The following is a 25,868-nucleotide window of genomic DNA, read 5'->3' as shown; positions in this document are numbered from 1 at the left end:
TTTTTACAAGAAAAATAGGTTTTTTCACACTCTGACGGTGTTGTATTGCTGTTATTACATGCTACAACGCTAAAATACTAATTATTCAAATAGTGCATCACCGCACATCAGGAATCTAAATCCTCAATCTATCGTCCTTGGGCTTTTACTTAAAATTGTTCAGCTAACTTTATTGCATGACCAAACTTTTTCTTATCGTTATTGGATTGTTTTATTTTTCGAGTCAAACATTTGGCCAATCTACTGGTATAACATCCTTTATTCCGGCAGGCTATTCCATCCTGGATAGTGCTTCCGGCGATCTCAACAAGGACAGATTGAAAGATTATGTTCTTATACTCAAGGCAGATGAAGAAGAGGAGCATGCCGATACTACCCGGCCATTGTTGTTGCTGATGGGAACAGCCAGGGATCAATACCAGCTTCTTGCCCGGAATGACAGCGTGGTGCTCTGCAAAAGTTGTGGTGGCGTATTTGGCGATCCTTATGCCGGCATCACCATTAAGAATAATTTCTTTTCGATCGAACATTATGGTGGCAGCAACTGGCGCTGGACCAGGATCATTACCTTTCGCTATGATACCAAAAGCAAGCAGTTTATTTTACACCGTGATGCCGGTGAGTCATTCCATACTTTTGATCCGGACAAGAGAAAATTGGAGCTTTATGGGAAGGAAAATTTCGGCAAACTGCTCTTTGCAAAATATTTTTATGAATAAAGCATGGCGTGAACTGCCATGATCGCTAGCGGGAATTACAGAGTTATTTTCTGGCGTCAAGCGAGTAAGCGGCGCTGATTCAGTTAATTTTGATGGGAATAATGCCGGCAATAATTTAAACAAGACGCATGAACATTTTTGAAGTACAACTCCAGACCGCTAACCTGGAAGAAACAAAACAGTTCTATCATAGCAGGTTGGGTATGGACCTGATGTCCTCAAATAACAACGAACTAAAAATATCCGCAGGGCTTTCGACACTGATCTTTACAAAAGCCAATAAGAACCATCCTTTTTATCATTTCGCATTCAATATTCCGCCGCATAAATTTGAGGAAGCATTTGAATGGGCCCGCACGACCGTTTCATTGCTGCCTGTTACCAGTGGCAATCCTGTTGCCGACTTTCGCAGCTGGAACGCAAAGGCTTTTTATTTTTTTGATAATAACAATAACATTGTCGAGTTTATCGCCCGGTTCGATCTGTCGCATCGTTCTGATAAAACATTTGATGGTTCATCTGTTGTGTCCATCAGTGAGATCGGTCTGGTGGGCGATAGTGCTAAAACATACAGTGAGCAACTAATGACTGATTACGGCCTTTCTTATTTTTCCCGCCAGGCGCCTGCGGATGATTTTGTAGCGCTGGGTGATGACAATGGTCTCTTCATTGTAGTGAATGATCAACGAAACTGGTATCCCACACAAAAGAAATCGGAAAAGCATTTCGCCCTGGTCAAAGCGGAGATCAATGGAAAATTATGCATCGTTGAGATGAAGGGTGAATGATTGTTTGTGTGGAAAGTTTTATGAAAAGTCTAATTGATTTCCTCAAATAATATAGACTTTTTCTGCAGTAGGGTTTTTAGCCCCTTTCCCCCGGAGAGGGGTTGGGGTGAGGTCTAAAAAGAGCACAACTTTCATTGTGCTCTGCGTTGATCCTGGTTTTACATCGGCCCTACCCAAACAAGTTTTATTTTGTTTTTACTGCCAGGTTACATTCCCTGCATTGATCATGATGGCGTCCTGCCTGTATGGCAAACGTGATCACGATAAGACATACAGCTACAAAGCCGGCGATCTCCAATTTCTGTTTCATTTGTGATAAGGTTTAAGGTTATGTATGATGAGAGTTAGTGTTTTTACAATTACAACTCATTCCATTTTTTCCATTCGGGCACACGGTTCTCAACAGGTTTTGTTGATTTCAGAAAAGCAAAGATGGCTCTCAGGTCATCGTCTTTTAAATTACGGTATTGCGTCCATGGCATGGGTGGCAGTAAAGGACGAGTCTCTTTCAATCCTTTTGATTTGCCTTCGCGGATGGCCCGGAAAAATTGTTCTTCGGTCCAATTGCCAATTCCGGTTTGATCAGAACTGATGTTGGCTGCAAATGACATACCCCATGGGCCCACCGCTGCTGTCAGGTCAGGTGCAAACAGTATCCATCCTTTTTTTGCGGTGGCTGTATCGGCTTTGGGTAAAGGTGCATCGGCATGGTGACCGGAGAAACGCTGGTCGGGAATTAATTCGGGTCCGTTCGGTCCAAATGCTTTGGGTGAATGACAATCATCGCATCCCATACTGTTTACCAGGTAACTGCCACGGCTGATAAGGCTGTCTTGCGAGATCTCTACTTTGGCGGTTGCTTCTGTTGGTTTGTTATTGCAGGCAATGATGGCTACTGCTACAGTAGCTGCCATGAAAAACATGATAAGGCTGATCTTTTTCATCTTGATATTTATTGTTTATTGTCTAAGCTGAGTTTGTTGTTTGAAAAATCAGGCGCCGAATATCCATCCTGCCAGCAGGCAGATAAAACCGGTGATGTTGATGGCCTGGCGGGTATGATAATGCGAAAACCATTTGGACCGGTATTGCTGCCAGTTGGCCGGGTAGTTAGCCGTTGTCCAGCTATTGATGTATTTGTTCAACGGGATATTTCCCTTTACTGCCAGCAAAGCATCAGCCACAAGCGTAATTAAAGCGGTCACGGAGCTGATAAAAAGCCAGCCGGATGGATTTACCACACAAAAGGCGACTAACAACAGTGATGAACCCAATGCTAAGTAGTAAACAACCTGCAAGGGTGTTTCCAGTTTTTGTGTGAGCAGGTTCCTGGTTTCTATATAGGTTTCAGCCTGCATTTTTTTCAATGTGCCCGACATAGCCAGGATATAGAAAAAGCTTTGGCTGATGACAAACGCATAGAGGAGCAGCGTTATGAATAAGGTGATTTTGATTTCCATGATTAAAAGTTTAAATGGTGATGCAAAATAGACCGGTAATAAGACGGGGTCAACGGCAGCATGATTGGATTGCGTCAAATGCGGGATGAATTGTAAGCAGTAACACTTAAATAATAAGGCTTTTGTTATTTGTAGAGTTCCTTTTTTCTTTTAGGGTGAAGAGGGTATCCTAGAGGGATTCAGCAACGCCGAAGTTTTGCTAGCTCATTTGATACATGCAGGACCCTCATTGCCAGCTTTATTTGCCAATGCACCGATTAACCGTTGGGAAATATTTGGTGACTTATCAGATGAAGTAAGAGAAGCCATTTTGCCAATAGGTGCGGTTAACAATATTGCGCCTTTGATTTCAAAATCATTGACAGGGTTTAACAGGCAAAACAAAGTGGAAGAATTAACGGCGGGCCATAGTTGAAGAAGAGTCCTCTACAAAATAATCACCAAGGAAAATTGTTTTAAGGGCGGCTGCATACCATTCAATTTGCTGCTGGCTATATTGTCTTTGTTGGCGTTGTAAGTAGTCAACCGGTCTTTTGCTGCCGGGAAATTCCATGGTGACCAGGCGAATGGCATCCCTGTTCTTATCAGGATTGTTTTCATCCATTACGGCTGTTGAGGCCCAGGTACCCATCGATACTCCGCCACTTTTATGACCGGGCATGGGTGAGCCACTGAAGTTTCTTTTTTGAAAAAGCCCTTTTGCTACCGGCACGGGATCTTTGTAATACAAGGCGGTCGGTTTGCTGCTGATACGATTGCCCGGCACATAACCACCTTTTTCATAAATATGTTTGGCAATGCTGATTGCTAAGCTGCTGTCTGATGCATAACCTAATGCGATACCATTTTGATCAGTTCTTGGGTCGGCATACACACCGGCATTTTCCGTAGTGCGGATCGCATGCAGGTTAACAATGCGCTGAGGCCGGTATTGATCGATCAGTTCCAGCAGGATCGCATTTTCATTTTCTGTTTTTCTTCCCAAGTGATCAAGGCTGTCATCTTCATCAAAAGGTTTACCGGGTGTTGGCATTTGCCGGTTGGGATCAACAGCGCCTGGATGACTGTAACGGCCAATATTGTCGACACTGCCGATCAATAAAGGATTTTGTTTAGCCTGTTCTGCATTGTCGGGAAATAAAGAAGGGATGATGATGACATTATAATAAATGCTGTCACCTTTTTTTAATTGATCAAGCAATTCATTGGCTATTTCAATAGATGATAACTCGGATCCATGCATACCCCCGATCACCAATGCCCTTTTATCACTTGTACCGGGAAAAAAGAATGCATTGATCGACCTGCCCTGTTTTGATTTGCCTACAGTGAATTGTGCAGCTTTGTGATCCAACAAAATTCTTTTGAGTTCTTCCGGGTATAAAAAACCGGGTAGGTCGATGTTTGGTACAACAGTATTCGGGGGTACCGGCATCTTGATTTTGCTGCTGTTGCTGGCAGCCGATAAAACGGTAAACGCAAGAATAAGAAATAGGGATGGCCTGCGTTGCATGAAGTGTTGGTTGCTGGTTGCAGGTTTCCTGTTACCGGTAACTGGTAACAGGAAACTTTTTTTATAGTTTGATGAATTCTACTCTTCGGTTTGCCACTTTGCCTTCTTTTGTTTTGTTGTCACCAACGGGTTGGGTTTCGCCTTTTCCTTCCGTTTCCAAACGGCTTGTATCAAGACCAAATTCATTTACCAGTAATTCTTTTACGGCTTCGGCTCTTTTTTCCGAGAGTTCCATGTTGGCCTTATCGTCGCCGTCACTGCTGGTATGCCCCACCACTTTTACGCGGATCGATCCGTTTTCTTTTAATACGCCGGCAATATCTTTTACTACTGCATAAGATTCAGGTTTGATCACCGCACTTTGAAAATCGAACAGGATGCCCGTAGTGGAGAATTTGCCTTCTTCAATCAGCTTATGTCTTGTATCCGGCTTGCCGGTAGCGACTTTGATATTGCTTACATACACGGCATATTGTTCTTCGCTGTAATTGGTATGACCCACTTCAAAATAGAGTTGGTTCATGAGCACACCAACAGGTATTGCCTTAGGTACATCGAACAGTTTGTCTTCATTGATCCACATCCGCAATCTTTCCTTTTGCACCTGGATGGCCACATGTACCGGTTTGCCATATGATTTTTCCAGTCGCTCATACATTTTGTTGTCGCCGGTGAAATAAGATCTGCTTTCCAGGTATGAGTTCACTCTTACTTTCGAATTTTTAAATTCAGCAGGATAGATCGTAGTCACAACCGATGCATACTTTTTTTGATCCTTTAAGAAATTGTTGCCGCCATTGGATTCATCCTTGGAGGAGAATAAGCCGAAATAAAATTCAGGATACATCCAGCCTGTATTTTTTAGCTGGAGGATCACGTCAAATTCGATCGTATAGTTTTCGCCAAACTGTTTTTGATTGCTGCTGAGATAAGTGAAAGGCTTGTGCAGGCGAAGCCAGTTGCCGGGAAATTTATCCAGCGTAGTTACTTCCCCCGTGCCGCTGGTATTCCAGTTGGTAGGTAGTTCTGCCAATGCTTCACCTTCAAAATTATCATAGTATAAAATTTGCTCGCCGGGAATAAAATCATATTTGGTAAAACTCTTTGGCCCTGCTTCCTCTGCGGCTCCCTCTTTTGTTTCGGTGGTGGATGCAGGACTTGCTGGTGATGAAGCAGGAGCTGTTGTTTTCTTTCCTTCTATCTCATCTAATGATTTATCTATCTCCCGGTCAACTTTATTATCAGCTCTTTGTTTAGCTTTTGTTTTTACTTTATTCAGGATGCCTGAAAATTGGGCGTCAGCGGCAAAGGGCAGGGCTGCAATTAATAATGTAATGATGATCTTCCTGTTCATATCAATAGTTTTAAAGTATATCAAAACTATCGGTGCGATATTGCAGCCAAAACAAGAAGATGTTCGAATTGCTAAAAATGCAGGCTGAGATGAAAGAAAGGAGAAATAACGAAACGTGTTTATCCTTCCTTTTCTTTTTGGATTGCGGAGGAACAGGGTTAATTCTATATCAATGAGAGTGTCTAACTGGCGGGCTTATTATTCAAAAGAGCTTCCCTGCTTTTTCTCTTTAAGCTATAAAAAAACCGTCTCGCTATAAACAAGACGGAATTTTTAAATTATTCAAAAAAGATTGTTGGTCTCCCTGAGTTGCTTACGGATTATCTATTCAAATCTCAAAAACCTCAGCAATCCCGGTTCAGACAAGCATCCTCAATGGTTCTTCCAGCAGTCCTTTTAATGTTTGCAGGAAGGCAGAGCCGGTAGCGCCATCTACGACACGGTGGTCACAACTCAGCGTTACCTTCATCACATTACCCGGAACAATTGCGCCATTTTTCACCACGGGCACCTGGCTGATTCCGCCCACTGCCAGTATACAGGCATCCGGCGGATTGATGATAGCAGTAAATTCTTCAATGCCAAACATCCCCAGGTTAGAAATCGTAAATGTATTTCCTTCCCAATCGGCAGGCTGTAGTTTTTTATCTTTTGCTTTCTGCGCAAAATCTTTTACTTCCGTAGCGATTTGTGAAAGCGATTTAGTATCTGCAAAGCGAACGACCGGTACCAGCAAGCCATCTTCCACCGCCACTGCAACGCCGATGTTGACATGATAATTGGTTCTTATCTTATCACCTAACCAGCTACTGTTGACAGCAGGGTGTTGTTTCAATGCAACGGCGCAAGCTTTTAATACGAGATCGTTGAACGATATTTTTACTTTGCTTACTTCATTCAATTTTGCCCGGCTGGCAACCGCTGCATCCATATCGATCGACATGGTCAAATAGAAATGGGGAGCGGAGAATTTACTTTCAGCCAAACGCTTAGCAATCACTTTCCGCATTTGCGATACCGCTACTTCGGTAAAGCTCACTTGTCCTGCTGGCGCGGCAGGCGCAGCTGTTGGTTTTGGAGCTTCGGCCGCCGCCGCTTTAGCTGCTGGCTGATAATTATCAATGTCGGCTTTGATAATGCGGCCTCCATCGCCGGAGCCACTCACTTTGCTGATATCAATTCCTTTTTCAGCGGCCAGTTTTTTTGCAAGCGGGGATGCTTTTACCCGGCCATTTTCAACAGAGCTGCTGACTTCATGGCCATTTTCTTCAACCGGTTGGACAGCTGCGGCAGCATGTTGTTGGGGTTGATCGGCTGATTCTTGTTTGGATGCAGGGGCTGCAGTTCCACCTTTGGCAGCAGCTACGATAGCATCAACATCTACTTTTCCTTCTTCACCAATGATACAAAGCAAATCATTGACAGCGATCTTTTCTCCTTTTTTAGCACCCTGGTATAAGAGCTTTCCATTTTTATAGCTTTCCAGCTCCATGGTAGCTTTGTCAGTTTCTATCTCTGCCAGCACTTCGCCTTTTTTCACTGTATCACCAACATTTTTCAACCAGCCGGCAATTACACCCTCTGTCATAGTATCGCTCAGGCGGGGCATCAGCACGACTTCCTCCATTTTGGAAATATCAAGAGAAGAGGTCTGAGGTTTGATGTCAGAGGTTTGAATTGCTTTATTTGAGTTTTCACTTTTGACTTCTGACTTTTGACTTCTGACTTCAGTCTTCTGGCTGCCTCCTGACAAGAGTCCTGAAATATCTTCTCCTGCTGTCCCAATGATGGCCAGCAAGTCATTTACCTGTAATTTGCTTCCTTTGTCAGCACCCACATGTAAAAGAGTACCATCCTTATAACTTTCCAGTTCCATTGTAGCTTTGTCAGTTTCCACCTCAGCCAGCAAGTCACCTTTTTTTACTGTATCACCCACTTTTTTATGCCATGCAGCGATCACACCTTCTGTCATCGTGTCGCTTAGGCGGGGCATCAATATCACTTCAGCCATGTAGCTTTAAATTTTCGCCGAAATTAAGGTAAAATGATGAATGATAGGCCAATGAGAATTCGGGCAATAACACTCGTTAATTGGAGTAGAAATATTTCATACCCAGGGCCTTGTTGATTTTGGTGATGCTTTACAGATGAATATTGATAAAATACATCAATTCCACTTGTAGGTTAAAGAACGCCGTCAGAAAGAAAGTAATAATATTAACCCCAATCGAGGTCAAGTCGTAACCGGTCCTTGAGTTCGATCAGGAGGGGATACTGCTCGGCCAGCTTCATAAACTGCTCCTTGGATGAAAGTGGTGCATCCGGGATAGCTCTTTCTTCCTGGTTTTCGTTGACCACTACAATAAATTGTAGCAACCGGTTCTTCAATTCCTGCTGCAAAAAGAAGAATAGTTCATTCCGTTCCTGCTCGATAAATTTTTGTTCAATATTATTGGCCGTAATGACTTCAAACGAGTTTTCATCGTTGATCTGTAATTGAGCCAGTTCAAAAGGCTGGGCAGCCGGATTTTTAGCAGCTTTTAGTTTTTCTACATAACCGGCCCAGGCTTTTTGCAAAGCATCTTTCTGTAAAGGAAGATTCAACAGGCTATCCGCATTCTTTCCGTTTCCTTTATATTGCTTCCGGATGCTTTCCAGGGCCGATAACTTTGTTGCCGGTTGCCTCCCTGCCTGTCCGGTAGGCAGGTTACCCGGTACCTGTTGTTGGTCCTTCGACTGTCGTTCAGGACTAGTGGATGGTTGTGGGTAAACTGGTTTTTCTTCCGCCAGTTTCATTTTTTCGATTCCCGTACTTTCAATTATCAGTTTGGGTTCTGACTTTTCATTCGTCCCGGGCGACGTCGAAGGGTTCACTTCTGATCCTGAGCTTGCCGAAGGATGACTCCCGGTTTCCTGCTTCGGACCTTTTACTTCAAACGGTGTTATTTGCCGGAAAGCAATGGGTCTTGCTGACTCAACCAGTTTTTTTTTACTTACCGAAGCTCCGTCTGCACTCAGTTCAATTGCTTGTTGCAGGTAACAGAGTTTTATTAAAACCAACTCCACATGCAATCGCTTATTGCGGGCTGCTTTATAATTGATCTCGGCTTCGTTCAAAATATTTAATGAGCTGATGAGAACTGCCGTGGAGACATTACGGGCCGTATCGGTATACTTGTCTTTAAAGCTTTCTACTACCTCAAGTAAGATAGCGGCTTTGCCATCTTTGCAAACGAGGAGGTTACGGATAAACTCGGCAAATCCATTAATCACAAGATCACCTTCAAATCCTTTGCGATTGATATCATCGTATAAAAGCATGGCACCGGCCAAATCCTGCTGCAGCATGCAATCGAGCAATTTGAAATAGTAATCTGCATCAAGGATGTTTAGATGTTCAAGAGTGTTTGCATAGTTAAGCTCTCCACCGGTAAAGCTGACGATCTTATCCATGATGCTGAGGGCATCCCGCATACAACCTTCGCTTTTTTGAGCTATCAGTTGCAGCGCCGCTTTTTCGGCTTTTACTTCTTCCTTATCACATATTTCCTGCAAGTGTTCAACCGTATCATTGGTGGTGATGCGTTTGAAGTCGAATATCTGGCAACGGCTTAGGATCGTTGGTAAAATTTTATGTTTTTCCGTGGTTGCCAAAATGAAAATGGCGTAGGGAGGAGGCTCTTCCAATGTTTTTAGAAAAGCATTAAACGCTGAAGAGCTGAGCATGTGCACCTCGTCGATGATATACACTTTATAATTGCCGGCCTGTGGTGCAAACCGTACCTGCTCCACCAGGGTGCGGATATCATCCACCGAGTTGTTACTGGCGGCATCCAGCTCATGAATATTCAGTGAAGTGCCTTCGTTAAACGAAATGCAGGAGTTGCATTGATTGCAGGCTTCCCCGTCTTTGGTTTTATTTTCGCAATTGATCGTTTTCGCCAATATACGGGCACAGGTGGTTTTGCCTACACCCCGCGGACCACAAAATAAAAAGGCATGGGCCAGTTGGTTATGCTTAATCGCATTTTTTAATGTCGTAGTGATATGCGACTGCCCGACAACTGTATCGAAAAGCTGCGGCCTGTATTTCCTGGCTGAAACGATGAATTTGTCCATAAGCCCCAAACCCTAAAGGGGAGTTATAATCCCTTTAGCAGAACCTGCAAGATAAGAAAGGGAATTATTTCCGGGCATACGATGATTTTGCTGTTAATAAATTCCATGCCTGTCCCGGGAAATTAAAATAATATCGGATGCGGCTTAAATTCCTTTGACTGATCGAATAAATAACGGTAGGTTGTTAATATCCGGCTGCGATAAGTACCCAGGTTTTCGGCCACATTGATCATTTTGGGATTGAACTCACCGATCCATTGCATCTCGTAATTCTCGTATATAGGCTTGCCGATTGAATAAACACCGTTTTCAATGGTTAGTTTTTGTATCACCCGGGCGCCTTCAACGATCATATAGCTATCGAGTCCTTTGCCCTGCCATTCGGGAACAATACCAAATACGAGCCCAACGAACTTGTTGCATTTTTTTGTTTTTTTCACCCACAAAAATTTCAGCTTATCCAATAGCCCGAATTTGCCGTGCAGATATTTGAACCATTGATTAAGATCCGGCAGGTTGATCCACAACCCTATTGGCTCGTCTTTGTGATAGATAAACCAGCTAAGGCGTTCGTCCATGACCGGTTTCATTGAATTGAACATTTTGCGAACCACCTTTTCCTCCAGTTGTTTCAGGCCGCCGTGTCCTGCCCACGCCTTATTATATACGATGGTAAAATCCTTCGCATATTTATCCAGTTGGTTCTTTTTTATATGTTGTGAACTAAAATCGGGGTTTTTTGCGCATTCAGCATGACGGGTATAAAATTTTTCCTGCAGGCGGTTGCCCACTTTTAATGCGAAGCACACCTGGTTAAAATAATTTTTAAAACCATAGTTTTCAAAAAGCGGCTGATAATAGGGAGGATTATAATTCAAGCAATAAACCGGTGGTTCAAATCCTTTTACCAATAGACCCCACCAGCGGTCACGTTCACCAAAATTAATAGGGCCATCCATAGCCTGCATACCTCTTTGCAGCAACCAATGCCTGGCAACGTCAAAAAGCATGTCTGCTGCCTGCTGATCGTTGATGCAGTCAAAAAAGCCTATTCCTCCGACCGGGCCATCATCACCTTTGTTCTTGTATTTTTTATTGACAAAAGCGGCTATACGTCCAACGGGTTTTCCATCGTCGCTTTTTAATATCCAGCGAATGGCTTCGCCATGTCGAAACGCTTTGTTCTTTTTTTCGTCAAAAACATCATTGATGTCCTTGTCAAGCGGTTGAATATAGTTTGGATCGCTACCGTTTATGATCTTGTTTACCTCCAAAAATTCCTTTGCTGCCTGCTCATCTTTTACCTCGAACAACTGCATAAATAATTCTTTGAACGGCAAAAGTAACTGAAAGTGAGAATTGTGAAAAGGGAGAAGTGAGTAGTGAGAGGTGAAAAACGTGAAAAGTGAAAAGTGAAAAGTAAAACAGAGGGAAATAAGACGTAAGGTGTCTTGTATACGCACAACTTACCACTCACCAAATGTTGTAGAGATATTTTAATAGACTTTGGTAAACATCTTTTGATACAGACTTGCATCGTGCCCATAGATATCTTCCCGGAAGTTGAGCAATCCGTTTTCATCAACCCAGGCAGTGTAATAGGCAATGATCACCGGCACGGATTTTTTTAGTTTCACAAACTTTTCTTCACCACTGTTCATTGCTTCTTCAATTTTTGATTTCGTCCATTTCGGATCGTCGCGCAACAGGTACTCAGCCATTTTTTTCGGATCGCTGAGCCGTATACATCCATGACTAAAGGCTCTCTTATCGCTGGCGAATAAACTTTTGGATGGCGTATCATGAAAATAGATGTTGAAGCTGTTTGGAAAAAGAAATTTCACTTTTCCCAACGCATTTTTTTCTCCCGGCAATTGGCGAACAACAGGCAATCCGTCTTCTTCCCCGGTAATCTCCATATTTTCCTTTTCCAGGTAATGGGGATTTTTTTCCATCGCCGGGATAATTTCTTTTTCCACGATACTTGGTGGCACATTCCAATAAGGACTAAAGACAACCTGGTTGAGATTACCGGTAAAAATTCGGGTGTCATGACCATCCTTTCCTACCACTACATTCATGTCAAAAACCTTTTGTTTTCCTTCCATCACATGTAACATGAACTCTGGAATGTTGACGACGATCAGGTTGCCGTTCGGCTGGGAAGGCAACCAGCGCATTCTGTCCATATTAATTAATAGCTGTTGTATCCGGTGCATTACCGGCACATTCATTGCCTTCAACGTTGTTTCGTTGATAACGCCGTCTGTCTTCAGGCCATGTCTTTGCTGAAACTGCCTGACTCCATTTTCTAATGTATTGTCAAAAACCTGTGTCGTATCTGCGGTAGCAATGTCCCCGGTGAGTTGTAACCGCTTTTTAACAGAAGCTATTTCCGGAGCCGTAGTTCCTTTTTTATACAATTTCTTTTTTGCCTGGATGATCGGCCACCCACCTTTTTTCTGAATATCGGTGTATTTAGCTAATTGCTCTTTTAATAATCCATACGTTGGATTTACGTCTTCATAATATTTGTCATCCTTATGTTTTTTTGAAACCAGGGAGTCGGCATATTCAAGAGCATCTCTTTTTTGAAAGGGGACAAAACGTTCCATCTCCTTCCTTTTTACATAATCACGGTCATAGGTTTGCAGAGTATGGCGGATGAATTGAGAAGTAAGTTCAACTTCTGTATTGATATAAGTTTTGTTGGTTGACGAAGGCGACAAGTTTTCTTCTGAGATAAGCTTATCCATTCTTTTTTTTAGCGATTTGTTAGTGAGCGTTGTGTCGTTGGTTGAACTGGTGTAGTTGTTATGTAAATTCCAAAAGCCACGGGCCTGTTCGGTAAGACCGTCGCTGGAAAACCAGGCAAACTGGTAGTTACGGGTATTATAAAAACTACGGATACGCCATGCGATGGAATCGGGAATTTTTTTCTCACCAATGATTTTTTCTACAGCAGCACTGTCAAAAAAAAGATCGCTGTATGAATTAGAACGGTTAATACCGTAGTTGCGGGATGATAGCTTTTTATTTTTTTTACTGCTTTCTCCAGTAGTGTCAGCTGCGTTATTGCAGGCAATAAAAATAAAGGGTACGGCTATCAATATTTTTTTCATACTTATTATTTTGCAAAGATTATGCCTGTGGAAATTATGCGCCATCTATAAAAAAAAGGTGCCTGGAAAAGCACCTTTCTGCAAGACAAAAAATAGTTGTTAATCCTTTTTAGGGTTGCCAGGCTGGCCTTTCAAATGTTTATCTAAAAACTGCAGAATTTGGCCATAACCTTTTATTTCATTTTCTTTCTTTACAAACCCATGCCCCTCATCGGGGAAGATCGTATATTCTACCGGGACGTTATTTTTCTTTACAGCAGCTACCACTTCATCACTCTCTACCTGCAATACCCTGGGATCATTGGCGCCCTGTAATACCATCAATGGTTTTTTGATATTAGATGCATGCAATAAAGGCGAATATTGTTTGAGCCGAATGGTATCTGTAGTGTTGGGGTCGCCGATTTCCTCATATAGTGCTTTCTTAAATGACTCCCAATATGGAGGGATTTCTTTTAACGTACGCAGCCAATTGGCTACACCGAAAATGTCTACGCCTACATTGAATTCATCTGGCTTAAAAGCAAGAGCGGCCAATGTCATATATCCTCCATATGATCCGCCGATAATCCCAATTTTGGTCGAGTCGATATAATCCTGGTTGGCCAGCCATTTTTTACCCCATACACAATCGTTGAGATCTTTATCACCATGATTGCGGTTATCCATTTTATGAAATGTTTTTCCATAGCCGCTGCTTCCACGATTATTGACGGCCAGGATTGCATAACCATGATTAACCAGGTATTGAATCAGTGAAAAATAACCTACTCTCGATTGACCGCCAGGACCGCCATGCACCCAAACCAAAGCAGGCACTTTATTTTTTTTACCAGCCTGATGGGGCTTGTAATAAATGGCGGGAATCTCAAGACCGTCAAAGGATTTATACCGTACTACTTCCGCCGATACCAATTCATCACCATTGATTTCAGGATTAAGTGTTTTGGTTAGTTTTTTCAATTCTTTGGTACCAAAATCATATACATAAATATTGGTGGGAGATTTGCCATCACCAATTGTGAGGCGCATTTTGTTTTCGCTGCGGGAAATGTTTACTGCCTGCACGTCGCCATTTTCAATTTTGGGAAAGTCGATAGCCGCCCCGGTTTTGTGATCAAAGATGTAAAGTTTATTTCTGCCGTCTTCGTTCACGCCTACTACCCTGTATTTTTCATTCAGCGAGGTGTACATATACATGACATCCCAATTGGTGGCATAAAATTTTTCTTTATTGCCCGAGGGTATATTATATTTCATTACGTGCTGGTATTCGCTGCCCTCATCGGTGGTATAAAAAAGTGTTTTATTGTCCATGGAAAACTGCAAAGGACCGTTATTGCTCTCAATGCTGTCAGCGTTAATTTTTTTCATTTGCCTGGTTTGCTGATCAAGCAGGAAAAGATTGGAGGAAGACGTTGTTACCGGTTGCACCAGGGCAAGATATTGTTCATTATCAGAGATAGCGCCGACATCGAAACCACTTTCGTTTTTATATACGATAACGGGTGTCCAGGTGCTGGTATCCATTTTATAGAGATCAAAAAAACGTGGATCCCTTTTATTGGAGGTATAATAAAGAAATTTGTTGTCCCTGCTCCATCCCCAAAAACCGGCTTTCTCTTTTTCGCCGGGAGTAAGGTCTTTCACCGTTCCATCCGTTTTTTGCAAAAACAGGTGATCGTTTTCATTTCCTCCTTTATCAGCATTGTAAATAAAATTTGCCGAGCCGGGTACATAGTCGTTGGCAAAAACAGATTCCTTGGTCGAATTGGTCAGTGCTTTTTTCTGGTCGCTGGCAATATCTATTTCATAGGCGTTGTAGATACCACTTTCATTGCTGCTCACCAGCAGTTTGGTATCATCTGAGGAAATGGCGCCGCCACCTACCTGGGTACTTTTGTAAAATTGCTCAATGGTGTATTGCTTTACTTCTTTTGGCGTCTCCTCTTTGGTATCGCTATTGGCACAGGAAAAAAGGAAAATGACCGGTAAGGCCGGAAGAAATCGTTTCATAAATGGCTTATTTGGTTGATATGAAAGGTAAAGGTTATTGGTCAAAGCAATTGAAACGAGGTGACTAAAAGGTTTTTTAATGGAGGAGTGGTCATTTATTAGGTTGAATGACTAAATATATATACCCGTAGGCACGACTTATAAATTTCTGACGATTAGGCTTTAAACCATTGGCCAGGCTGTTGAGGGTGAGTTTTTATCCATTTTCAAAATTGCCGATTTTCGTATTTGCACATTCACCCCGCTCCCTTACCTTTGCGGCCGAAATAAACCCCTCCTTATATATGGCTAACGTTGGTAAAGTAAAGCAAGTCATTGGTGCGGTCATCGATGTACAATTCGATGGCACCCTTCCCGATATCTATAACGCCCTGGAACTGAAAAGAGAAAACGGTGAAACGCTGGTTTTGGAAGTACAGCAGCATCTTGGTGAGGATAGTATTCGTGCCATTGCCATGGATGGAACAGAAGGTTTAGTTCGTGGTACTGAAGTAGTTGACACAGGAAAAGGGATAGCCATGCCAACCGGTGAGGCTATAAAAGGTCGTTTATTTAATGTAACAGGTGATCCTATCGATGGATTGCCAGCCGTATCAAAGCAGGGTGGACGTCCTATTCACGCCAAACCACCCATGTTCGAAAATCTGAGCACAGCTTCTGAAGTGCTTTTTACCGGTATCAAGGTAATTGACCTTATCGAGCCTTATGCAAAAGGTGGTAAGATCGGTTTGTTTGGTGGCGCCGGTGTGGGTAAAACTGTATTGATCCAGGAACTGATTAATAATATTGCGAAAGCGTATTCTGGTTTATCCGTATTTGCGGGAGTAGGAGAGAGAACCCGTGAAGGAAATGACCTGATGCGTGAGATGATCGAAGCCGGCATCATGAAATATGGTGATGCCTTTAAACATAGCATGGAAGAAGGCGGATGGGACCTGAGCAAAGTAGATATGAAAGAATTGGCTGAATCCAAAGCGACTTTCGTATTCGGCCAGATGAATGAACCTCCCGGCGCCCGTGCAAGGGTGGCGCTGTCTGGTTTAACAATCGCTGAGTATTATCGTGATGGTGATGGCGAGGGCAAGGGTCGTGATATCCTTTTCTTCGTTGACAATATCTTCCGTTTCACCCAGGCAGGTTCCGAAGTATCAGCCCTGTTGGGTCGTATGCCTTCGGCCGTAGGTTACCAGCCTACCCTGGCAACAGAGATGGGATTGATGCAGGAGCGTATCACGTCTACTAAAAATGGTTCAATCACTTCCGTTCAGGCAGTATATGTACCTGCGGATGACCTGACTGACCCCGCTCCGGCCACAACTTTTGCACACCTGGATGCAACCACCGTTTTGAGTCGTAAAATTGCCGACCTTGGTATTTATCCGGCTGTAGATCCTCTTGATTCAACCTCTCGTATCCTTACACCGAAAATCGTAGGTGATCTGCATTATGATTGTGCCAACCGTGTGAAACTGATCTTACAGCGTTATAAAGAATTACAGGATATCATTGCCATCCTTGGTTTGGACGAGTTGAGCGATGAAGATAAAATGATCGTTGCCCGTGCACGGAAAGTGCAACGTTTCCTTTCTCAGCCCTTCCATGTGGCTGAAGCCTTTACCGGATTGAAAGGGGTGTTGGTTCCGATTGAAGAAACGATCCGTGGTTTTAACATGATCATGGACGGTGAAGTTGATGATTTGCCGGAAGCAGCATTCAACCTGGTAGGTACTATTGATGATGCTATTGAAAAGGGTAAGAAACTAACGGCGCAGGCGCAGGGATAGAACCCTCTGTCTCCGCCAGTTGGCGGAGAACTTAGGTTGATTAGTCATTATTTGTACTGGTAGTTCTTTATACGAGTTCGTTGGTTGCTATGTAACGAGCATTTGTTTTTAATGCCATCTTCGTGCAGCCTATGCTGAGCGAAGCCGAAGCATCGCACTCTTCAACGTTCTGTTCTTTACTCAACAATTAAAAATAGTTCACTTACTGCTCTTAGGGCTGTGAGTGGCAAAGTCCCTCCGCCGCGGCGAAGGGATTTAGGGAGGCCGGGGTTTTATGAACTTAGAAATACTTACACCAGAAAAAAAAATATACAGCGGCGAGGTATACGGCGTGCAAATGCCGGGTATCAGCGGGAGTTTTGAAGTGCTGGACAAGCATGCTCCGCTGGTGAGTGCGTTAAAAACCGGCCGGATGAAAATATTAAAAGACAGGCAAAATCATTTTGCTTACTTCGACATACAAGGTGGATTTGTAGAAGTGCTTAACAACAAAGTGACTGTGTTGGCTGAAGGGGCAGTGCCGGTGGAAACTACCTGAGACCTGACGCCTCCTCCACTGAATGGCTTTATTCATGAGAGGTAGAATAGACTGGCGAAAAACCAGCCTGTCCGGATTGTGAAAACTGTTCTTACTTGGCCCTCCTGATTTATTTCGGGAGGGTTTTTTATTACACACGAGCAACCGGCAATTCCAGTCTTTTGTTTTCTCCCTTTTTTCTGCTCATATTAGATGACCAACAAACAAGCAAAAAGCTTTGAGAAAAAAAATAAAATGAGTATGTTTTCAGATCAGAACGACCAGGTTTTCAGGCGACCTCATTTAGAGAAAATAAACTATGGATAAAAATATCCTTCATGGAAAATACAAACGATAAAATTGAACTGATAAAAAAGCATGTTTGCTGCCCTGACTGCCAGACAAGCATCAGGTACGAAGGCTCACATTTTAGGTGTGATAATTGCCAACGTCAATTTCCTTTTTATGATAATGCCATTTTAGAAATACTGCCAAAGACACCTTCCAAATATGCCTTTGATGTACGCAGCGGCTATCATGAGAAAGTTTACAACCAGCTTTTTTCTGCTAAACGTGAGGAGGTTGACCCGGAGACATCCTGGGCCAACCCGGACAAAGTGCCGGCTAAATGGCTAAAGAAAAAAAATGAACATGTAGGGTTTATAAAAAATATAATTGAAAAGAATATTCCCGGAAGAGAAGTTCTTTGCGATTTCACCGGAAGTTCGGGCTATTACACATTCGAACTGAGAAAAATGTTCAAATGGGTTTTTCATTGCGATCTCAGTATTGAATCGTTGTTATTTGCAAAAAAAAGAGCGGAGGCTCAACATATCGACAATCTTATTTTTATAAGAGCTGATTATACCAAGCCGCCGTTTAATTCTACTCTCGACCTGATCATTTGTGGTGATACGCTGATCTATTCGCCTTATCATGAAGGCTTGCTGCTGAATGGCATGCAACAATCATTAAAGGAAGGTGGCCAGGCCATTTTTGATTTTCACAACTGGTGGCATAATCCGTTAAAGCAAATCGGAATCATGAAAACGGAGTTCGGATTTTGCTATAGCTATACTAAAAAAGAAACGGATGGATTTGTAAGCCGATATTTCTCTTCTTTCAAATACTGGCCTTATTACCAGGAATTTTCCACCGGCCAGCCAGGGGCCATGGTGCCCGGTTTTTTCCCAAGCACCAGACATTGTTATATTGCCACGAAGTAAAGAGTAAGGTCAATTATTTTTTAATCATAAGATTTAACAGGTGAAAATTTTCAATATCATATTTTGTATTCTTTTCCTTGTATCAGCCGGCCTGCAATACAATGATCCCGATCCATATGTTTGGATACCCATTTATTTATATGGGGCAGTCCTGTGCTGGCTGGCATTTAGAAATAAGTTTTACCCTAAAGCTTATATTCTGGGAATCGTCGCATTTGCCGCTTATGCATTGTATTATTTTTTTACCGGGGATGGCGTCCTGGATTGGATTCAAAAACATGATGCTGAAAATATAGCTGCTACTATGAAAGCCACCAAGCCCTGGATCGAAGAAACCCGGGAGTTTTTTGGATTGGTTATACTGATTGCTGTATTGTCTATAAACTTAATCTACGCTAAAGCAAAAAGAAACCGGCTTAATTAAGCCGGCTTCTTTTTGTTACTCTTTTACATAGCTAGTTTTGTTGTTGTTTTCTTTTCTTTAGTTGTTCGTCTGCGTAGGCAAACGCCTTTTTCATCATATCTGTTTTTCGAAATTCGTATTTGGTCCGGATATTTTCTTCTTCATTGGCGACTGATACAAACATTGCATCGATAGCCCGGGCAGCAATAAAATCGGTAAGATTAGTTTCCAGTGGTTTATTGATAAAAGGGATCTTGTTGTAAATAGTGACAAGGTTGTTCCATTCTTTGTTTGCTCCTTCCGTTTTTATGGTGCTGTCTACAATGGGCCGAAAGGCTACCATCAATTCAGGCGACATGGTGGATTTGAAATAGTCAGTGGCAGCATGCATGTCATCCGTCACTAAAATGCTTGCCGCATCCCTGATCGACATTTGCTTGACGGAATTTAAAAAAATGGGCTTAGCGGCAACAACAGCAGAAGACATGGCCCGGGTAAATTTTGCTGTCACCTGGTCCACCACCTTATCCATTCCCACATCCTTTAAAGTTTTTTCAATTTTCGCCGCATCGCCGGGGAACGCAAATCGAACCAACGGGTTGCCGCCCGGATTTGCAAAAGCATCAAATCCCCTGAAAAGGCCCTGCGACAAAGCATCTTTTAAACCTGCTGCCATTTCAAATTCAGTAATGCCTAGTTGTGATGCTACTTGCTTCAATGTATCACAGGAAGAAAGAAAAATAGAACTGCATAGAATTAAGCTAAGATAAAAACGTTTCATAGTGTTGTTTTTTCAGGGATGAGAATTGGGCATAGTGCGTTGCAAAGAAAGGAAGTTTTCCGATTTAATTAAGCTGGGGATCTGTTGGAAAATGGATCATCATTTCATAATCGCCGCCAAGGTGCTTAAGCGACTCTTTCCATATTTCTTCCGGTTTGGTTTGGAAGATCAGTTTTCGGTTTGACTTTACAGTGAGCCATGATTTCTCCTTTATTTCCTCGGCCAGTTGGTCTTTGCTCCAGCCGGAATACCCGATAAAAAAGCGGATCTTGTTTTCATCCAGTTTGCCATTCTGTATAAGTTCAACCGTTTTACTAAAATCGCCACCCCAAAATACGCCTTTCATCACTTCTTCACCGCCGGGAATTTCTTCAGGATACTGATGCAGGAAATGAATAGTATCCATTTGTACGGGACCTCCATAAAAAACCGGGAGTTTAAACCCCTCCAGATCAGGGATTAATTCATCCAGCGTATTTTCATATTTTCGATTTAACACAAAACCAAAACTTCCATCTTCATTATGCTCGCAAAGAAAAACTACCGTGCGCAGAAAGTTAGGGTCTTTCAGGAAAGGATCTGCTATTAAAAGTATGCCTGGTCCGGGTTCAATCATACTTCAAGTTAGGACATTAAATCTTTTTTAAAAAAATCTTGTTTCAAATACTTTCACCAAAAAATTGGTTAGAATAATGGCCTTAAAGAGGCGTTAAAAATCCATGTCTTACCTGTCAAATTAAAGATGAAAGAACAACACGTAGTATTTTTGCAGGATGGGTTGGTAAAACCCTTTATCTTTCAGTACAAATAATTTTTCTCTTTGTGAAACGCATTTTTACCGTAATTACTTTACTCATAACAATTTCTTTAATCGGCATCATCATCATTCAGATTTCATGGTTAAAGAATATGATCTTGCTGAAAGAAGAACAAATTAAAGGAAAGGTGGAGCAGGCGGTAATAATGGTGGGAAATGAGCTGTCTCAATACAAAGGAAATTATTTAAGTAGCAAGATAAGTTCACCTAATACAATTTTCCAGGATGAGTTTACGATGGAGTTTCTAAGACCTGTTACTGTGGGCAAACGGTTTACGGCTACCGAATTACAGGATAAAATAAAGAAAGCTTTTAAATCACTGGAGCTCGATAATTTAAAATTTGAATTCATGCTGGCGACTGTAAGTCCCAGGACAGGAGCGATAGGCGCAATTGAACAGCGGTCAAAGAATTTTCCGGAAGAGTATGAGGACACAATAAACAACTACTCGAAAGGCTACGCCTTGTTTGCACCGAGCGGTTCGGCGGCAGAAAACCTTGCTGCCGATGAAAGTCTTATAATTGTAGCTCTTGACTGGAAGGTTGCGGCACTAAAAGAATTACGTTTACGCATTGCTACTTCTATTCTTTTTACCATTATCATTATTACAGCTTTCTATCTCACAGTTCGTACTATGCTTCGTCAAAAGAAGTTAGGTGAGATCAAAAATGATTTCATCAATAATATGACGCATGAATTTAAAACCCCCATTGCTACTATTTCACTGGCTGTTGATGCCCTGAAGAACGAAAAAGTTTTACAGGACAGGGAGAAGATGGGTTATTTCAGTGCTATCATCAAAGAAGAGAACCAACGCATGAACCGCCAGGTTGAAACGATTCTTAAAGCATCTCAATTGGAAAAACAGGAGATTGAATTGAATATGCAGCCCTTACATGTACATGAAGTGATTAAAGACGTGGTAGATAATTTTGCTTTGCAATTACAGGAAAAAGGTGGAAGGGCTGAGTTGGTATTAAATGCAATCAATGACCTTGTGATGGCAGATGAGGTTCATTTCTCCAATATGATTAACAACCTTATTGATAATGCTGTCAAGTATTCAAAAGATAACGTTCCCTTGCTTGTCAGGGTCACTACTCAATCCAATGGAAAAAATTTGACAGTGAAAGTAGAAGACAATGGCATTGGAATGAGTAAAGAAACAGTGAAGCGGGTTTTTGAACGCTTTTACAGGGCTCATACCGGCAACCTGCATAATGTTAAAGGATTTGGGTTAGGATTGAGTTATGTAAAAACAATTGTGCAGGCGCAGGGCGGTGAAATTAAAATTGACAGTATGTTGGGTCGCGGCAGCACCTTTATTCTAGATCTTCCATTGAAGAAAAACGGTTAAAATGCCTCTCCACCTATTCCTGCACCTGCGGGTATAGAAGACAACCATCGCCGTAGCTTAAAAATCTAAATCCATTTTGAAGGGCATGATCGTACACTTTTCGCCAGTCCTCACCAATAATTGCAGCAATCAATAGTAATAAGGTAGATTGTGGTTGATGAAAATTGGTGATCAAGCCTTTTGCAATCCGAAGTTTGTATCCCGGTGCTATTATGATGCGTGTCCTGGTGACCAGTTTTTTCAATTTATTTTTTTTCATCCAGCCTAGCAAAGACGCTAATGCATCTTTCGCTTGTACATCCCGGGAAGGCATATCATAAGCCTCCCATTGATTTAGTTCCGGAATAGATGATTGATCGTTGGCTGTTAACAGCTTTACTCCGAGCCAATAGAGACTTTCAATTGTTCGCATTGATGTGGTACCTACGGGTATAATGGTCTTGTCAAGATGTCGAATGATGTTTTCAATTGCTTCACCGGATACATCGATAAACTCCGCATGCATTTCATGCTGTTGCATAGTTTCACTTTTCACAGGTTTAAATGTTCCGGCGCCAACATGAAGCGTTACAAACTCTTTTTGAATATTTTTTCGATCCAGACTTCTAAAGATAGAATCCGTAAAATGAAGACCCGCTGTTGGCGCTGCCACTGATCCATCGTAACGGGCATAAATAGTTTGGTACCTTTCGGCGTCACTTGATTCTGCCTTTCGTTTTATATATGGCGGCAGAGGAATAGCGCCTGCATGATGCAATAATTCCGCAAAACTCATTTCAGGATCATTCCAGGAAAGTTCGATTACAAAAGAGTCTATTCTCTTTTCCTGGTAAATGGCCTCCAGAATTATCTCCTTATTGAAAGCATAAATTATTTTTTGAAGTATCTGCCCATGTTTCCATTTTGATGCGCCGCCAACCAGGCATAGCCAATATACTTTTCCGCGTTGTAGCATGGCAGTCGTAATATCCGCATACTGCTCATGCGGCTCGAGACAAAATATTTCTATTACACCGCCAGTCGGTTTTTGGAACAACAACCTTGCTTCCACAACCTTGGTGTTATTAAAAATCAGCAACGAACCTGTCGGAATATGCGAAGCAATATTTTCATAGATATCATCCTGTATATCCCCGTTTCTATAAACAAGTAATTTGGATGAATCTCTTTTTTGAAGGGGGTAGCTGGCTATCCGATCCCCGGGAAGTGAATAGGTAAAATCAGCAATAGCAATATCCTTTGGGTGCATAACAATTGCGACCAACTGTCGCAGTTTGATGAGTTGCAAAAATACTAACGTTTCGCAAGTGGCACGACGAGTTTTAATCCGCTCCAGATCTCACTCACTGCACAAACTTTTACATCTATGAGATCATTTTTCAACGCATAATTTCTGATAGCGTCTTCGGTAATATCAGTGGGAATTTTTGCCGATTTTTTATACCACGAGACCCAGATAACGATTGCAGGATTTTTTGAAAGCAAGGGCTGTAGTTTTTTTATTGCTGATTCAAAGACTTTGTAGCTTTCTGCAAATAAATGAATAAGGTCCGGCAATTCATTTTTGGAGCATAGCTGATCACTAATATCTGCTTCCAACAATTCAAAATAGTTCGAAGGTGTATTGATCAACCGGATCTTCATGCCCGGTTTGATACCCAGTTTTTTGGTCAGGGGTGTGCCTGAATAGCCTGCAGTTGCCATAGTGCCAAAATACGAATGCCGGTTTAAATTATGCGCAGTAGCCGATCCGTATTCACAATTGTGATGGCTTCATTCACCGTTTTTCCACCGCAATTCACAAATAATCCACGCCTTTTTTGATCAGTAGCGGATAGAATCCGAGCAAATGCACTACAGTAAGGCCTTTCAGGCATTAGGACTCTGTGGACAAAATAAAAATACCAAAATTTGGATGGTAAGTGGGAAAAAGTGTTATTTTGTGTTAATTAGTACAAAATTGACCCAAGAACCTGATAATGATAGATATTCTCGGCGAATACCAGGCGACTTTAGACTCAAAAGGTCGCTTTCTTCTGCCGGCTGCCTTCAAAAAGCAGCTCTCCGAAGAAGAGGGTACCCGCTTTGTTATGAACAGGGGTTTGGACAATTGTGTCACGTTATTCACATTAAAAAATTGGGAAGCTTTTTCGGCGAAGATCAGGACTTTGAATGATTTTAATGAGGAGGAAAGACCGGTCCGCCGATTTTTTTTAAATGGCGCCGCTTACGTAGAACCGGATAGTGCAGGAAGATTGCTGGTACCACCACATTTGAAGGAGCATGCCGGTTTGCAAAAGGACCTCGTGATGCATTGGGCGGACGATAAATTAGAAATCTGGGATAGTAATAAGTACAAACAGCTCTTTGATTCAATCTCACCGGAAGCATTAAGCAAAATGGTACATAAAGTATTAGGGGGAGGGAACGGATTGGCAGGTTAAATTGTTAAATAGTTGACATGAAGAAAAAGTTGAAAAAAGAAGAACCGCTATTAACTAATCAACCAGCCAAGCCGTCAACTGAAGCCTATCACATACCTGTTCTTCTACAGGAGACAATAGCAGGGTTAGCTATTCAACCGGAAGGCATCTATGTCGATTGTACGTTTGGTGGTGGCGGTCACTCGAGAGCTATTCTTGAGCAATTGAGTACCAAGGGAAAACTGATTGCCTTCGACCAGGACGAGGATGCGAAACGAAATCTGCCTGACGATGATCGTGTCATTTTCGTGCCGCATAATTTTCGTCATCTGCAACGGTTCCTGAAGCTTCACCAAATAAACGCTGTTGATGGCATCATGGCGGACCTGGGTGTCAGCAGTCACCAGTTTGATGAAGCAGCAAGAGGGTTCTCGACCCGCTTTGATGCAGCACTGGATATGCGAATGGACCAGCGCCAAACCCTGACTGCCTTTGATGTTGTGAATACCTACACTGAGCAGCAACTCCACAAGCTGTTTGAGCAGTATGGCGAAGTAACGAATGCCAAAACATTAGCGAGAACGATTGTCAATGTTCGCAATCACGTTTCATTGAAAACCATCAATGCTTTCAAAAATGCTCTCCGTGAGGTGGTAAAAGGAAATCCCAATAAATATTTTGCCCAGGTTTTCCAGGCGTTGCGCATTGAAGTGAATGATGAAATAGGAGCATTGAAAGAAATGCTGCAGCAAATCCCAAAACTGCTGAAGCCCGGTGGCCGGGTGGCTATCATCACTTTTCATTCTTTAGAAGACAGGCTGGTTAAAGTTTTTTTTCGTCGTGGTTCATTTGATGAACCGGAAACAAATCCTTTTATCAATGACGAGCCGGTGAATGAATTAAAAATTATCACCAAAAAATCGATACAGCCAACTGAAAAGGAAATGAAAGAGAACCCAAGATCAAGAAGTGCAAGATTGAGGGTGGCAGAAAAAATAATGATGGTGTAATGAGGTGGGTAGCGAATGATGAATGATAAATAAATGATACTGAAGTTTAAAGTTTATTATACACAATGCAGGAGCAGGAAATAAATAAGGGAAAAGAAACAAAAACAAATTGGAAGAAGCTTCTTAATTACCAGTCGGTAGTAAGGCAGATCCCATTTTTTTCGTTTCTGACTTTTCTTGCGGTGCTGTATATCTATAATGGGCATTTAGCTGATAAAACCGTTCGGAATATCAGCAGGACAACAAGAGAGGTACGAGAGTTGCAGCATGAATATAAAACGGTGAAGGGTGAAGTGATGTTTCGGAGCAAGCAAAGTGAACTGGTAAAAGCAGTTGAGCCGTTGGGCCTAAAGGAATTAATGGAGTCACCAATTGTGCTAAAATCAGAGGGTAAGAGTGACAATTAGAAATAAATAACAATCATAGCGAGTTGGAAGTTAGGCGTGACATATTATGGC

25 protein-coding genes are annotated in these 25,868 nt (G+C 42.2%); 11 read left to right on the top strand and 14 right to left on the bottom strand.

Going from position 1 to position 25,868, the window contains the following annotated elements; translation table 11 throughout:
• Nucleotides 1-176: 176 nt before the first annotated feature.
• Complete coding sequence (locus ACFEL9_RS03255) at nt 177-719, top strand: hypothetical protein (RefSeq protein WP_385886088.1); 543 nt, start codon at nt 177-179, stop codon at nt 717-719.
• A gap of 128 nt (nt 720-847) precedes the next feature.
• Nucleotides 848-1,507 (top strand): VOC family protein, encoded by a 660-nt coding sequence (locus ACFEL9_RS03250; RefSeq protein WP_385886087.1) that lies wholly within the window; start codon nt 848-850, stop codon nt 1,505-1,507.
• 184 nt (nt 1,508-1,691) lie between these two features.
• Here ACFEL9_RS03250 and ACFEL9_RS03245 read toward each other — a convergent pair whose 3' ends face one another.
• From ACFEL9_RS03245 to ACFEL9_RS03235, 3 genes are read right to left on the bottom strand one after another with little or no spacing between them, the layout of a single operon-like run.
• On the bottom strand, nt 1,692-1,817 hold the full coding sequence (locus tag ACFEL9_RS03245) for a hypothetical protein (protein ID WP_385886085.1): 126 nt from the start codon (nt 1,815-1,817) through the stop codon (nt 1,692-1,694).
• Nucleotides 1,818-1,866: 49 nt separating this feature from the next.
• Entirely contained in the window at nt 1,867-2,451 is a 585-nt protein-coding gene (locus ACFEL9_RS03240) for a c-type cytochrome (RefSeq protein ID WP_385886083.1), read from the bottom strand.
• Nucleotides 2,452-2,499: 48 nt separating this feature from the next.
• On the bottom strand, nt 2,500-2,967 hold the full coding sequence (locus ACFEL9_RS03235) for a hypothetical protein (RefSeq protein ID WP_385886082.1): 468 nt from the start codon (nt 2,965-2,967) through the stop codon (nt 2,500-2,502).
• 196 nt (nt 2,968-3,163) lie between these two features.
• Between ACFEL9_RS03235 and ACFEL9_RS03230 the strand changes: the two genes are divergently transcribed.
• Nucleotides 3,164-3,382: a hypothetical protein gene (locus tag ACFEL9_RS03230; RefSeq protein WP_385886080.1), complete on the top strand. Its 219-nt coding sequence runs from the start codon at nt 3,164-3,166 to the stop codon at nt 3,380-3,382.
• On the opposite strand, the gene ACFEL9_RS03225 is transcribed toward ACFEL9_RS03230, so the two are convergent.
• The 7 genes from ACFEL9_RS03225 to ACFEL9_RS03195 all read right to left on the bottom strand — a co-directional run bounded on the left by ACFEL9_RS03225 (nt 3,362) and on the right by ACFEL9_RS03195 (nt 15,091).
• Nucleotides 3,362-4,480, bottom strand: coding sequence for a M14 family zinc carboxypeptidase (locus ACFEL9_RS03225; RefSeq protein WP_385886078.1), 1,119 nt, complete (start codon nt 4,478-4,480; stop codon nt 3,362-3,364). The two genes, ACFEL9_RS03230 and ACFEL9_RS03225, sit on opposite strands and share 21 nt — an antisense overlap.
• A gap of 61 nt (nt 4,481-4,541) precedes the next feature.
• Nucleotides 4,542-5,834, bottom strand: a complete 1,293-nt coding sequence (locus ACFEL9_RS03220) for an OmpA family protein (protein WP_385886077.1) — start codon at nt 5,832-5,834, stop codon at nt 4,542-4,544.
• Nucleotides 5,835-6,192: 358 nt separating this feature from the next.
• Nucleotides 6,193-7,845: a pyruvate dehydrogenase complex dihydrolipoamide acetyltransferase gene (locus tag ACFEL9_RS03215; RefSeq protein ID WP_385886075.1), complete on the bottom strand. Its 1,653-nt coding sequence runs from the start codon at nt 7,843-7,845 to the stop codon at nt 6,193-6,195.
• Nucleotides 7,846-8,051: 206 nt separating this feature from the next.
• On the bottom strand, nt 8,052-9,953 hold the full coding sequence (locus tag ACFEL9_RS03210) for a DNA polymerase III subunit gamma/tau (RefSeq protein WP_385886073.1): 1,902 nt from the start codon (nt 9,951-9,953) through the stop codon (nt 8,052-8,054).
• 122 nt (nt 9,954-10,075) lie between these two features.
• Nucleotides 10,076-11,272, bottom strand: a complete 1,197-nt coding sequence (locus tag ACFEL9_RS03205) for a hypothetical protein (protein WP_385886071.1) — start codon at nt 11,270-11,272, stop codon at nt 10,076-10,078.
• A gap of 177 nt (nt 11,273-11,449) precedes the next feature.
• Nucleotides 11,450-13,075 (bottom strand): L,D-transpeptidase family protein, encoded by a 1,626-nt coding sequence (locus ACFEL9_RS03200; RefSeq protein WP_385886069.1) that lies wholly within the window; start codon nt 13,073-13,075, stop codon nt 11,450-11,452.
• 99 nt (nt 13,076-13,174) lie between these two features.
• On the bottom strand, nt 13,175-15,091 hold the full coding sequence (locus ACFEL9_RS03195) for a S9 family peptidase (protein WP_385886067.1): 1,917 nt from the start codon (nt 15,089-15,091) through the stop codon (nt 13,175-13,177).
• A gap of 284 nt (nt 15,092-15,375) precedes the next feature.
• On the opposite strand from ACFEL9_RS03195, the gene atpD reads away from it, so the two are divergent.
• The 4 genes from atpD (at nt 15,376) to ACFEL9_RS03175 (ending at nt 19,042) form a co-directional block, all read left to right on the top strand.
• Nucleotides 15,376-16,875, top strand: a complete 1,500-nt coding sequence (gene atpD / locus ACFEL9_RS03190) for a F0F1 ATP synthase subunit beta (protein ID WP_385886066.1) — start codon at nt 15,376-15,378, stop codon at nt 16,873-16,875.
• 274 nt (nt 16,876-17,149) lie between these two features.
• Nucleotides 17,150-17,413 carry an ATP synthase F1 subunit epsilon gene (gene atpC, locus ACFEL9_RS03185; protein WP_385886064.1) on the top strand — a complete coding sequence of 88 codons (264 nt, stop codon included), beginning with the start codon at nt 17,150-17,152 and terminating at the stop codon, nt 17,411-17,413.
• Nucleotides 17,414-17,730: 317 nt separating this feature from the next.
• Nucleotides 17,731-18,618, top strand: a complete 888-nt coding sequence (locus tag ACFEL9_RS03180; protein ID WP_385886062.1) for a class I SAM-dependent methyltransferase — start codon at nt 17,731-17,733, stop codon at nt 18,616-18,618.
• Between the two features lie 40 nt (nt 18,619-18,658).
• Nucleotides 18,659-19,042 carry a transmembrane 220 family protein gene (locus ACFEL9_RS03175; protein ID WP_385886060.1) on the top strand — a complete coding sequence of 128 codons (384 nt, stop codon included), beginning with the start codon at nt 18,659-18,661 and terminating at the stop codon, nt 19,040-19,042.
• A gap of 31 nt (nt 19,043-19,073) precedes the next feature.
• Here ACFEL9_RS03175 and ACFEL9_RS03170 read toward each other — a convergent pair whose 3' ends face one another.
• Both ACFEL9_RS03170 and ACFEL9_RS03165 read right to left on the bottom strand, forming a co-directional pair.
• Entirely contained in the window at nt 19,074-19,802 is a 729-nt protein-coding gene (locus ACFEL9_RS03170; protein WP_385886058.1) for a DUF4197 domain-containing protein, read from the bottom strand.
• 64 nt (nt 19,803-19,866) lie between these two features.
• Nucleotides 19,867-20,418, bottom strand: a complete 552-nt coding sequence (locus ACFEL9_RS03165; protein WP_276500407.1) for a YqgE/AlgH family protein — start codon at nt 20,416-20,418, stop codon at nt 19,867-19,869.
• Between the two features lie 206 nt (nt 20,419-20,624).
• Here ACFEL9_RS03165 and ACFEL9_RS03160 point away from each other — a divergent pair, with 206 nt between their 5' ends.
• The gene (locus tag ACFEL9_RS03160) at nt 20,625-21,977 is read left to right on the top strand and encodes a sensor histidine kinase (RefSeq protein ID WP_385886056.1); all 1,353 of its coding nucleotides are present in this window, start codon (nt 20,625-20,627) and stop codon (nt 21,975-21,977) included.
• A 13-nt stretch (nt 21,978-21,990) separates the two neighbouring features.
• Here ACFEL9_RS03160 and ACFEL9_RS03155 read toward each other — a convergent pair whose 3' ends face one another.
• Nucleotides 21,991-23,241, bottom strand: a complete 1,251-nt coding sequence (locus ACFEL9_RS03155; protein ID WP_385886054.1) for an S-adenosylmethionine:tRNA ribosyltransferase-isomerase — start codon at nt 23,239-23,241, stop codon at nt 21,991-21,993.
• Nucleotides 23,242-23,270: 29 nt separating this feature from the next.
• The gene (locus tag ACFEL9_RS03150; RefSeq protein ID WP_385886052.1) at nt 23,271-23,681 is read right to left on the bottom strand and encodes a hypothetical protein; all 411 of its coding nucleotides are present in this window, start codon (nt 23,679-23,681) and stop codon (nt 23,271-23,273) included.
• 275 nt (nt 23,682-23,956) lie between these two features.
• On the opposite strand from ACFEL9_RS03150, the gene mraZ reads away from it, so the two are divergent.
• From mraZ to ACFEL9_RS03135, 3 genes are all read left to right on the top strand, one after another.
• Nucleotides 23,957-24,421 (top strand): division/cell wall cluster transcriptional repressor MraZ, encoded by a 465-nt coding sequence (gene mraZ / locus ACFEL9_RS03145; RefSeq protein WP_276500411.1) that lies wholly within the window; start codon nt 23,957-23,959, stop codon nt 24,419-24,421.
• A gap of 17 nt (nt 24,422-24,438) precedes the next feature.
• Nucleotides 24,439-25,410, top strand: coding sequence for a 16S rRNA (cytosine(1402)-N(4))-methyltransferase RsmH (rsmH, locus tag ACFEL9_RS03140; protein ID WP_385886050.1), 972 nt, complete (start codon nt 24,439-24,441; stop codon nt 25,408-25,410).
• A 65-nt stretch (nt 25,411-25,475) separates the two neighbouring features.
• Nucleotides 25,476-25,817, top strand: a complete 342-nt coding sequence (locus ACFEL9_RS03135) for an FtsL-like putative cell division protein (protein ID WP_385886049.1) — start codon at nt 25,476-25,478, stop codon at nt 25,815-25,817.
• Nucleotides 25,818-25,868: the final 51 nt, after the last annotated feature.

The organism is Terrimonas alba (genome assembly GCF_042434975.1).
GTDB classification, from domain to species: Bacteria; Bacteroidota; Bacteroidia; order Chitinophagales; family Chitinophagaceae; genus Terrimonas_B; species Terrimonas_B alba.
The sequence above is the reverse complement of the archived record's forward strand: the minus strand, read 5'-3'. Positions and strand labels throughout refer to the sequence as shown.

Excerpts from the sequence above, each read along its gene's own strand:
- ACFEL9_RS03255 (WP_385886088.1), top strand. The coding sequence starts at position 177 with ATGACCAAACTTTTTCTTATCGTTATTGGATTGTTTTATTTTTCGAGT.
- ACFEL9_RS03250 (WP_385886087.1), top strand. The coding sequence starts at position 848 with ATGAACATTTTTGAAGTACAACTCCAGACCGCTAACCTGGAAGAAACA.
- ACFEL9_RS03245 (WP_385886085.1), bottom strand. The coding sequence starts at position 1,817 with ATGAAACAGAAATTGGAGATCGCCGGCTTTGTAGCTGTATGTCTTATC.
- ACFEL9_RS03240 (WP_385886083.1), bottom strand. The coding sequence starts at position 2,451 with ATGAAAAAGATCAGCCTTATCATGTTTTTCATGGCAGCTACTGTAGCA.
- ACFEL9_RS03235 (WP_385886082.1), bottom strand. The coding sequence starts at position 2,967 with ATGGAAATCAAAATCACCTTATTCATAACGCTGCTCCTCTATGCGTTT.
- ACFEL9_RS03225 (WP_385886078.1), bottom strand. The coding sequence starts at position 4,480 with ATGCAACGCAGGCCATCCCTATTTCTTATTCTTGCGTTTACCGTTTTA.
- ACFEL9_RS03220 (WP_385886077.1), bottom strand. The coding sequence starts at position 5,834 with ATGAACAGGAAGATCATCATTACATTATTAATTGCAGCCCTGCCCTTT.
- ACFEL9_RS03215 (WP_385886075.1), bottom strand. The coding sequence starts at position 7,845 with ATGGCTGAAGTGATATTGATGCCCCGCCTAAGCGACACGATGACAGAA.
- ACFEL9_RS03210 (WP_385886073.1), bottom strand. The coding sequence starts at position 9,953 with ATGGACAAATTCATCGTTTCAGCCAGGAAATACAGGCCGCAGCTTTTC.
- ACFEL9_RS03205 (WP_385886071.1), bottom strand. The coding sequence starts at position 11,272 with ATGCAGTTGTTCGAGGTAAAAGATGAGCAGGCAGCAAAGGAATTTTTG.
- ACFEL9_RS03200 (WP_385886069.1), bottom strand. The coding sequence starts at position 13,075 with ATGAAAAAAATATTGATAGCCGTACCCTTTATTTTTATTGCCTGCAAT.
- ACFEL9_RS03195 (WP_385886067.1), bottom strand. The coding sequence starts at position 15,091 with ATGAAACGATTTCTTCCGGCCTTACCGGTCATTTTCCTTTTTTCCTGT.
- atpD (WP_385886066.1), top strand. The coding sequence starts at position 15,376 with ATGGCTAACGTTGGTAAAGTAAAGCAAGTCATTGGTGCGGTCATCGAT.
- atpC (WP_385886064.1), top strand. The coding sequence starts at position 17,150 with ATGAACTTAGAAATACTTACACCAGAAAAAAAAATATACAGCGGCGAG.
- ACFEL9_RS03180 (WP_385886062.1), top strand. The coding sequence starts at position 17,731 with ATGGAAAATACAAACGATAAAATTGAACTGATAAAAAAGCATGTTTGC.
- ACFEL9_RS03170 (WP_385886058.1), bottom strand. The coding sequence starts at position 19,802 with ATGAAACGTTTTTATCTTAGCTTAATTCTATGCAGTTCTATTTTTCTT.
- ACFEL9_RS03165 (WP_276500407.1), bottom strand. The coding sequence starts at position 20,418 with ATGATTGAACCCGGACCAGGCATACTTTTAATAGCAGATCCTTTCCTG.
- ACFEL9_RS03150 (WP_385886052.1), bottom strand. The coding sequence starts at position 23,681 with ATGGCAACTGCAGGCTATTCAGGCACACCCCTGACCAAAAAACTGGGT.
- mraZ (WP_276500411.1), top strand. The coding sequence starts at position 23,957 with ATGATAGATATTCTCGGCGAATACCAGGCGACTTTAGACTCAAAAGGT.
- rsmH (WP_385886050.1), top strand. The coding sequence starts at position 24,439 with ATGAAGAAAAAGTTGAAAAAAGAAGAACCGCTATTAACTAATCAACCA.
- ACFEL9_RS03135 (WP_385886049.1), top strand. The coding sequence starts at position 25,476 with ATGCAGGAGCAGGAAATAAATAAGGGAAAAGAAACAAAAACAAATTGG.